Annotated in this window: 4 protein-coding genes; all 4 read left to right on the top strand. The window is 57.0% G+C overall.

What is annotated here, in order from left to right; genetic code table 11:
- On the top strand, positions 1-1,378 hold a 1,378-nt coding region (locus tag AYR66_RS27975), incomplete at its 5' end, for a phenylalanine--tRNA ligase subunit beta (protein WP_141104363.1).
- Between the two features lie 32 nt (positions 1,379-1,410).
- Positions 1,411-1,824 carry an integration host factor subunit alpha gene (locus AYR66_RS27970; protein WP_088710788.1) on the top strand — a complete coding sequence of 138 codons (414 nt, stop codon included), beginning with the start codon at positions 1,411-1,413 and terminating at the stop codon, positions 1,822-1,824.
- An 8-nt stretch (positions 1,825-1,832) separates the two neighbouring features.
- Entirely contained in the window at positions 1,833-2,234 is a 402-nt protein-coding gene (locus AYR66_RS27965; RefSeq protein ID WP_088710787.1) for a MerR family transcriptional regulator, read from the top strand.
- Between the two features lie 172 nt (positions 2,235-2,406).
- A partial coding sequence (locus AYR66_RS28635; protein ID WP_141104362.1) for a PAS domain-containing protein occupies positions 2,407-2,791 on the top strand: 385 nt, incomplete at its 3' end.

The raw sequence follows: 2,791 nt of genomic DNA, 5'->3' as shown, positions 1-2,791 counted from the left end.
CCGCCCCCGCCGCTACAACTTCTCGACCGATGCCGCGCATCGTTTCGAGCGCGGCGTGGACTATGCGACGACTGTCGAACATATCGAGCGAATCACTGCGCTGATCGTGGAAATTTGCGGCGGTAAAGACACGGTTGTTGGTCCGGTGGACGACCACGTCGTCAATCTCCCGCAGCGCAAGCCCGTCACCGTACGGACGGCGCGCGCAGTCAAGGTGATCGGCGTTCCGGTCAGCGACGGGCAGATTGCGGACATCTTCAAGCGCCTCGGCCTGGAGTTCACGCAAGTACCGAGCTTGTTTACCGTTACACCGCCGTCCTTCCGATTCGACATCGAGATTGAAGAAGACCTGATCGAGGAAATCGCGCGTGTCTACGGCTTCGAAAACATTCCGGCGCTGCCGCCGGTGGCGCCGAATACTATGCGCATCGCGCCTGAAAATTCGCGCTCCCTGTTCGCGGTGCGTCGTCAGCTTGCCGATGAGGATTACCAGGAAGTCGTGAACTTCAGCTTCGTAGAAGAAGCATGGGAAGCGGACTTCGCGGGGAATGCCAATCCGATTCGCCTGCAGAATCCGATTGCGAGTCAGATGAGCGTCATGCGTACCACTCTCGTGGGCAGCCTGGTGGCGAACGTGCGCTACAACCTGAACCGCAAGCTCAATCGTGTGCGCCTGTTCGAAATCGGCGCAGTATTCTTGCGCAATGCATCGATCAAGGATGGTCCGCTCTCGGTTGCCGGTTACGACCAGCCCAAGCGTGTGGCTGCGATTGCTTACGGTCCGGTGGTGGAAGAGCAGTGGGGCGCACCGTCTCGCAATGTCGACTTTTTCGATATCAAGGCGGATCTCGAAGCCTTGTTCGCGCCGAAGCAGTTGAAGTTCGTGAAGGTGGAACATCCTGCCCTGCATCCGGGACGTTCGGCAAATGTTTTCGTGGATGGACGTGCGATCGGCTTTATCGGCGAATTGCATCCGCGCCTGCAACAGAAGTATGACCTGCCGCTGGCGCCGGTCGTCTTTGAAGTGGATGCAGCGGCGTTGCAGCAGCGCGATATACCGTCGTACCAGGAGATTTCCAAGTTCCCGGCAGTCACGCGCGACATCGCTGTTGTGGTGAAACAGGCAGTGCCAGCACAGGATCTGATGGACACATTTTTTGCTGAACGGCAATCCAATGCGACCTGTGCTATCATGCAAGCCATTGTTTTATTTGATGAATATCGCGGCAAGGGGCTGGAAAATGACGAAAAAAGTCTTGCTTTCCGTTTTACCTTGCAAGATACTCAAACTACCCTGCAAGACGACAAAGTGGACGCCGCAATGGCCGCATTCATCGCGTCTGTCGAAAATAGGCATGGCGCCAAGCTGCGTACTTGAACGTTGCACTACGTCGGGCAGTGATAACTATTATGAATGACGTGAACTCAGCCGAACTTCAATCCGTTTTGGCCGCCGACCTTAGTCGGGCTGTGCAAGAGTCGCAAGCGCGCACACAGGCTGAAAAAGATCTGCCGACGCTGACGAAGGCAGAGTTGGCTGAACTTCTCTTCGAACAGGTCGGCCTGAACAAGCGTGAAGCGAAGGACATGGTCGAAACCTTCTTCGACGAAATCCGTAATGCGCTTGAACGTGGGGAGTCGGTCAAGCTGTCGGGCTTCGGCAATTTTCAGCTGCGCGACAAGCCGCAGCGCCCCGGCCGCAATCCGAAGACCGGTGAAGAAATCCCGATCACTGCCCGCCGTGTGGTGACCTTCCATGCGAGCCAGAAGCTCAAGAGCATGGTGGAGACCGCAAGAAGCAAACCGCTCGCCCGCGTGGCGTGAGTTGAGCCATGAACGATCGCGCGAGCAAATCCGAGGCAATCGTATTGCCGCCGATTCCGGCGAAGCGTTATTTCACTATCGGTGAAGTCAGCGAGCTGTGCGGTGTGAAGCCGCATGTGCTGCGCTACTGGGAGCAGGAGTTCACGCAGCTTAAACCGGTCAAGCGCCGCGGTAACCGGCGTTACTACCAGCATCATGAAGTCCTGCTGATTCGCCGCATCCGCGAGCTGCTTTACGAGCAGGGTTTCACCATCAGCGGCGCGCGCAACAAGCTGGACAGTCGTATCGCGAACGGGAACGGCGCCACCAACGGTTCGGATGATTTGACCGCAGGACTTCCGCCGCTCGAAATCAATACCGCAGCGATCCGCACCGAACTGTCTGAGATCCTGAATCTGCTGAAACGATAACAACAGCAATTGCTCCATGAAAAACCGCCTTCGGGCGGTTTTTTATTTGTTGTGACTCTTTTCATTATTCCACTGTGCCGAACGTAATTCCGCAAGAGCATCTATAATCGGCCACATTCGGCGCCCGGATTACTTCTGGTTTCGCGGCGCGCGGCCTTCACATGGAGAAGAAATGAAAACGTCTGTCGCTTCATCCTGGGATGTGGACAGCATCCTGCGGGTAGGCATGCAGTCGTTGCTCGATCTGTTCGACGACTCTTGCGAAGGCACTCTGGCGGTGGACGAGCAGGGCCGCATCGCCTGGATCAACGACAAGTATGTGGCCTTCCTTGGCTTGAAGGGGCCGGAAGAGGCGCTCGGCAAGATGGTCGAGGAAGTCATTCCCAACAGCCGTATGCGCGAAGTCGTTCAGAACGGCAAGCCTATCCTCCTCGACATCATGATGATCCGCGACCAGCCCCTGGTCGTGATGCGTATTCCGCTCAAGGATGAGGCGGGCAAGATCATCGGCGCGCTCGGCTTCGCGTTGTACGACCGCCTGCAGCGGCGCAAGCCCC

It is taken from the genome of Noviherbaspirillum denitrificans (genome assembly GCF_002211445.1).
GTDB classification, from domain to species: domain Bacteria; phylum Pseudomonadota; class Gammaproteobacteria; order Burkholderiales; family Burkholderiaceae_D; genus Noviherbaspirillum; species Noviherbaspirillum denitrificans.
This window is presented reverse-complemented; position numbering and strand designations above follow the sequence as displayed.